Source organism: Wolbachia endosymbiont of Atemnus politus (assembly GCF_013309895.1).
Genome location: NZ_JAAXCS010000087.1, coordinates 1 through 5,680, shown reverse-complemented (window position 1 = coordinate 5,680; position 5,680 = coordinate 1). Strand labels below are relative to the sequence as shown.

Genomic DNA, 5,680 nt, shown 5'->3' with positions numbered 1-5,680 from the left:
AAGAAATTTCTCTGTTCACCACTATCAATAAAAAATATAGGAGAAAATGGCATATTTTCCGGCTACGCGAGCGTTTTTAACATAGTTGATAAACAGAATGACCTGATCTTACCTGGAGCATTTAAAGAAAACTTGAATAAAGATAAAATAAAACTCCTTTGGCAGCACAATCCGAGCAAGCCTATAGGCAATATTATAGACATTTGTGAAAATGATGTTGGCCTGTATATAACTGCGCATTTACTTTTGGGTATTAGAAAAGCAGAAGAGGCTTACTTAATGCTCAAAACTGGGGTAATCAATGGCCTTTCAATTGGCTATATGCCTATAAAATATGACATTGATCATGAAAGTGGAGCTCGGGTGCTAAGACAAGTGGAACTATGGGAAGTTAGTTTGGTTACTTTTCCTGCAAATTCCGCTGCCCAGGTAGTTAATGTGAAGAGTCAAGATAGTGAACAAGAAATGTTAATGAGAGCAATACAAAAGGCAAACGATGTACTTACAAATATCTCTACTTAAAATTTATTAAGAACATGTCTTGAAAAGGAATTACTTAACTCCTTTCAAAACAGGCTCTTAGATTATACAAACAAAAAACATACCTTGACTACCTTCACATTTTATATTAATATTAAATTAAATAGAGTGGAGGTTATAATGCTTGATACAAAAACAAACTGGAAGTGGTTAGCAATAGGGGTTGGCTCGCTATTATTTGTAATGATGCTACCATCGGTTTTTCTCTTAGCGAAAATAGCTATAGGGTTGATTACAATTGCAATTGCAACAATCGCGATGAAAACTCTTGTGAAAGTAACATCAAACACTTCTGAAGAGAAGAAAACAGAACAAAATCAAGTAGCACAACAAACAACACGAAGTAAAATTGTTGTTGGGTTAACATCTATATCTGTACTATTGTTATCAGCATTTACTATAGTAAGTGTTGGTTTAATTGCAGCAGTGTGCGCAGCTGTAGCTGTTCTTGTTTTGTATGATCACTTGCAAGATAAAGAAATAGGAAAAGGTATAAACAACAAATTCGATGAAGCAGCTAACTATACAATCAATTTTATTACTAGTCTCGTTGAAAAGCCTACCGAATCAAAAAACTGCCAGGTATAGCTTACACTTTGTGTATAGCAGGCTTGCCTGTGTTGCTCGTACTACTATAAATTGGCTATGCAAGGGTTCTATTCTATAAACTTTTTTACCATGCTAGATTTTAAACCACGAACAAAATCTGCAACACCGCAAGGATTTCTTCCTTCCATTTGCACCACTTTAGGAATTAAAGTACCACTTTCCAAACTTATGTGCATATTATCATTAATGATCTTACCTTGTCCTGAAATTGAAGAAGCATCAAAATCAGCATCCAGTATCCTGAGGCGTTTATTCTCCATCTTGACAAATGCTTTTGGATAAAATGCTTTAACCTTTCTATAAGCAATTTCACAAATGTCACTCGCATAAATTTTATAATCTTCCACTTTATCAGCATAGCATGCATTATCATCATTCTGCTCTACAGGAACCTGTTTTTCAATTTCATTTAACACCTCCATCAGCAAATCACCACCTAGTCTAGACAATTTATCATGTAACGTTTTATAATTGTCATTTTTCTCGATCAGAAATCTTTTCTGTTTTAAAACAGGACCAGAATCTAAACCTTCATTCAACTGCATGATGCTAACCCCTGTTTCTTGGTCTCCCGCTAAGATTGCGTGCTGTATAGGAGCTGCACCACGCCATCTAGGTAGCAGTGAGGGATGAATATTAATGCAATTATATTTTGGTATATTCAAAATTTCTTTTGGAAGTATTAATCCATATGCGGCAACAACTGCAACGTCTGGCTTGAAATTTCTAAACTTTTCTTGCTCTACCAGAGATTTTAAAGAAGTAGGAGTACACACCTCTATACCATTTTCTTCAGCAATGACATGTACTGGAGACTTTGTTATCTTTTGTCCGCGGCCTGAAGGCTTCGGAGCTTTGGTATATACTGCTACTACCTCATTTTCTGACTTTAATAACAAGTTTAACGCACTAACAGCAAACTCCGGTGACCCCATGAAAATAACTCTCATGCTGCTAAATGTTTTTTGTTTGAGTAAATCAAGAACTCTCTGCTAATTTGCTGCTTACAGTTTCTACTAGTTTTGCGAAATCATCTTTATAATTAACAGCCATTTCAGCAAGAATCTTTCTATTTAAATCAATTCCAGCAAGCGTGAGGCCATGTATAAATCTACCATAAGTAAGCCCATACTCTCTTACTGCTGCATTAATACGTATTATCCACAAACCACGAAAATCACGCTTGCGATTCCTTCTATCTCTGTAAGCATATTGTAATGCCTTTTCAACCCTTTGTAACGCAATTCTATAACAATTTTTTGCACGTCCTCTATAGCCCTTTGCTAAGTTTAATATCTTTTTATGACGAGCATGGGTAGTGACCCCACGTTTTACTCGAGCCATTTTATTTTACCTCCATTTTGTTAAATACCATAAGGCATGTAAAGCTTAACTATACGCGAGTCAGATTTACCGAGAATCGTTGTACCGCGCTGATTACGAATGTTAGATTTGCTTCTCTTCACCATACCATGCCTTTTGCCTGATTGAGTAGAAATAACTTTACCCTTAGCTGTAAGGTTAAAGCGCTTTTTAACAGAAGATTTGGTTTTCAATTTCATTTTCTTCATATAAATTTTACAAACATTATCATCAAATTCTTTAGTAGTAGCAATCTTATCAAAGAATCAAGTAGCATGCAACCTACAAGTTGCAAAACCTAAAATTGTATATTAAACGAGCTTAAATGTAATTACGCCCAATATATGCGTTATACCTTCTTTATTCCCAAGCGGCAACAATACTTGCCTCATTTTAACACTCTCACTTTCTTCCTCTTCATTGATTGGACACTTACTATCCACTACAGTGTCAAGCTTATCAACAACTGCATCTACTTTATATAATCGCAAAAATGGTGCATCAATTGCATATTTACTATCAATGCACATTTTTTTTTCAAAACCATAGAATTCAACAGCTTTTTCTCCTGCATTTTCACAAATGTAACCTCGGTCATTAACTTCAACAATAAAACAATGCTGCCATGACTCCATTATTTCAGCAGTGTCTATTTCGTGCCTTTCTGGCCAGTCTCTGTCTGATCCTTTTATATCACTCCAGTGCTGAGTCACTACATTAACTATTCTTCTTTCTTTGCCTGCATAATTTTCCATTCTAACATCCACATACAAAACTAAGCCGAATCTATCGTGAATGTATTGATTTTTTCTTAATCGCAGAGGAATTAAATTTTTATGCTACTATTTAAACGACACGGCGTTCCTTAACATAATTTCTTATCCAGCTATATGCACACAATTTACATACTATCACTCGCTATTTATTTTACTAATCAAATAGTCTCTTAAATCGGTAAGTTCTTGTAATAAATCCTTTAACCCGCAATTGATTTTTACATTATTATCAAATTCTTTTTGCACTCCTTTTATTGTGTATCCTTTATCATATAGCATGTATTTTATTCTCTTTATAGCCTCTATACATTTATGGTCATATAGCCTTCTTCCCTTACGTTTTATGGGTTTAATCTGATGAAATTGATTCTCCCAGAACCTTAAAACATGCTGTTCTAAATGTAGCTCCTCAGCTACTTCTCCAATCGTGTAGAGTAATTTTTCCTTATCCATTGATTAACTTTTTTATCACTTTTGAAGGTCTAAAAGAAACTGAATTTCTTGCCTGAATTACCACTTTTTTTGATGTGTTTGGTATATTTCCTGGCCTTTCCTTCTTTTTTTTAACCAAGAATGTTCCAAATGATGATATTTTTACTATTCCATCCTTTACTAAACTTACCTTTATCTCATCCAATATATCATCTATTATCGCGATGGAGTCTTCCTTTGATAATCCTATTTCTTGGTTTATATCTTCAGCTATTGTTGCCTTAGTTACCGTTTTGTCTTTTGTTTTAACGTAATCCATAATTTGGTAAGTATTGCAATATATAAATATAATATAACAATCGACTCAAGATTCAGCTACTTTATTTTTTAGGGTATGTCTCTTTTGTAGCATAATTTAAAATACTGGTGGCTGCCAATATTGTAAATATCGCAAGAAGCGCCATTTTATGATCTGGAAAAAGTACCAAAATTGACACTATAATTCCGCTCATGATAAACATAAACCCATTGATAATAGACGATGACGTGCTGATGTATTCCCGCTTCACAATTTCACTACCAACAGTAAAATTAAGCATATGTCCTCCCGCAAAAAAACCAAGCATTAGCATACAAAAATATATGATATGAACTGTTAAGTGGCTGCATAACAAAATAATAATTGAAGTGCCTTGCAACAGAGCAAAGGCAGAGATCACATGCTTTCTATTTCTAAATAAATTCGAAATTCGATCTGCAATTGGAGCACCGATTGCAAGACCAAGCCACAATATTGCAGTGGCTATACCCGACTCCATTGCATTGAGTTCTGAGCTACTTAGTAACCTTGGAACCCATAGGGTGTTAAGTGCTAAAAATGTCCCAAAAGTAATAGCACCTACCATTGAAGTTATCCAGATATCCCTGAATTTCAACACTGTTAATATAGAGCATATTACTGTTTTCACAGAGCTTTTTATTGTGTGTTTGCTTTTTAAAGGTGTGCTTGGGTAAAAAAACATAAATACAAACATCGACACACCAAATAGTATTATGCATACAATCAGGTTCTTCCAATATATATTTTCAGCAAGCAAGCTAGAGAACAAGATTTGAATTACCAGTGCGGAAAGACTTGAAATTGTCTGCACTAGTGAAAACATCAGTCCAAATTGGGCAACGGAAAAGCAGATGCTACTTATATGAGCAGCCCCAACAAAACCAAATGATGCTCCAATTGCGATCAAAAATTGCGACAAAATCAAATGAGAAAAATTGTCACTATTAATAAGGACAAAAAACCCAAAGATCATAGTTGACAATGAGAAAAAGTAAATTCTTTTACTGGAAAAAATATTAAACATTGCCCCACTGAAAAACTGTGAGATGGCAAAGGTCCAAGTATATGCTGAATTGGCCAGTGCAACTTGCGCAATTGTGAGACCCAGTTCTTTTTCAAGATCCACGCTTATAAAGGCATAGATTATCTGCATGTTGCTAAATATAACAACCAAGTTACTGATCAGCCAAATGAACCAAGCTCTGTTTTTCATAAGATTTATTTTTATAAGTAATTTATTGATATTAACTCACTTTTGAGGCTATTGTTGGGTAAAATTCCTGATTCTGAAGGTGCTATTTCTCACCCACTGCAGGTATTGTATGGTGCTGTCGACTTGGTCGTTGTAATGTGTTTCTGGAAACATTAAAATCTCATACTCAAAATCATTCAGCCATATTGCTTGGTGCGGCAGAAAAACTTTTCCAGATTCTATAGCTAACACAAGAAAGCACGTCATACCGCCGCGGTATCTCTAGATACCGCTAACAAGTAGCGGGATGACGGTAGCTATAGAATTTACATAACTTGTTTATGGTGTAAAGCAAACAACGAAAATAGAAGTGGCAAATCTACAAAGATCACTAGGCTATTTCTTCCTGAAGTTGTTTTATTTCAGCCA

At 34.9% G+C, this 5,680-nt stretch carries 9 protein-coding genes and 1 pseudogene; 2 read left to right on the top strand and 8 right to left on the bottom strand.

Annotated features, from left to right (window positions below; translation table 11 throughout):
* Together HET73_RS05750 and HET73_RS05745 are read left to right on the top strand one after the other, a co-directional pair.
* The coding region (locus HET73_RS05750; protein ID WP_174134170.1) for an HK97 family phage prohead protease at nt 1–522 on the top strand (522 nt) is incomplete at its 5' end.
* A gap of 138 nt (nt 523–660) precedes the next feature.
* Nucleotides 661–1,128: a hypothetical protein gene (locus tag HET73_RS05745; protein ID WP_174134169.1), complete on the top strand. Its 468-nt coding sequence runs from the start codon at nt 661–663 to the stop codon at nt 1,126–1,128.
* Between the two features lie 68 nt (nt 1,129–1,196).
* Here the strand turns inward: HET73_RS05745 and fmt are convergent, their stop codons facing one another.
* The 8 genes and pseudogenes from fmt to HET73_RS09515 form a co-directional block, all read right to left on the bottom strand.
* Nucleotides 1,197–2,099, bottom strand: coding sequence for a methionyl-tRNA formyltransferase (fmt, locus tag HET73_RS05740; protein WP_174133088.1), 903 nt, complete (start codon nt 2,097–2,099; stop codon nt 1,197–1,199).
* A gap of 28 nt (nt 2,100–2,127) precedes the next feature.
* A complete protein-coding gene (rplT, locus tag HET73_RS05735; protein ID WP_174133089.1) occupies nt 2,128–2,493 on the bottom strand; it encodes a 50S ribosomal protein L20 in 366 nt (121 codons plus the stop codon).
* 20 nt (nt 2,494–2,513) lie between these two features.
* Nucleotides 2,514–2,720, bottom strand: coding sequence for a 50S ribosomal protein L35 (gene rpmI / locus HET73_RS05730; RefSeq protein WP_174133090.1), 207 nt, complete (start codon nt 2,718–2,720; stop codon nt 2,514–2,516).
* A 102-nt stretch (nt 2,721–2,822) separates the two neighbouring features.
* A complete protein-coding gene (locus tag HET73_RS05725; RefSeq protein ID WP_174133091.1) occupies nt 2,823–3,266 on the bottom strand; it encodes a PAS domain-containing protein in 444 nt (147 codons plus the stop codon).
* 156 nt (nt 3,267–3,422) lie between these two features.
* Complete coding sequence (locus HET73_RS05720; protein ID WP_174133092.1) at nt 3,423–3,740, bottom strand: MerR family transcriptional regulator; 318 nt, start codon at nt 3,738–3,740, stop codon at nt 3,423–3,425.
* Nucleotides 3,733–4,038 carry an integration host factor subunit alpha gene (locus HET73_RS05715; protein WP_174133093.1) on the bottom strand — a complete coding sequence of 102 codons (306 nt, stop codon included), beginning with the start codon at nt 4,036–4,038 and terminating at the stop codon, nt 3,733–3,735. Before HET73_RS05715 ends, HET73_RS05720 begins: the two co-directional genes overlap by 8 nt.
* Nucleotides 4,039–4,099: 61 nt before the next feature.
* Nucleotides 4,100–5,272 (bottom strand): MFS transporter, encoded by a 1,173-nt coding sequence (locus HET73_RS05710; protein ID WP_174133094.1) that lies wholly within the window; start codon nt 5,270–5,272, stop codon nt 4,100–4,102.
* 48 nt (nt 5,273–5,320) lie between these two features.
* A pseudogene (locus HET73_RS09515) lies at nt 5,321–5,506 on the bottom strand (phage terminase large subunit); the annotation flags it as partial.
* Nucleotides 5,507–5,680 lie beyond the last annotated feature (174 nt).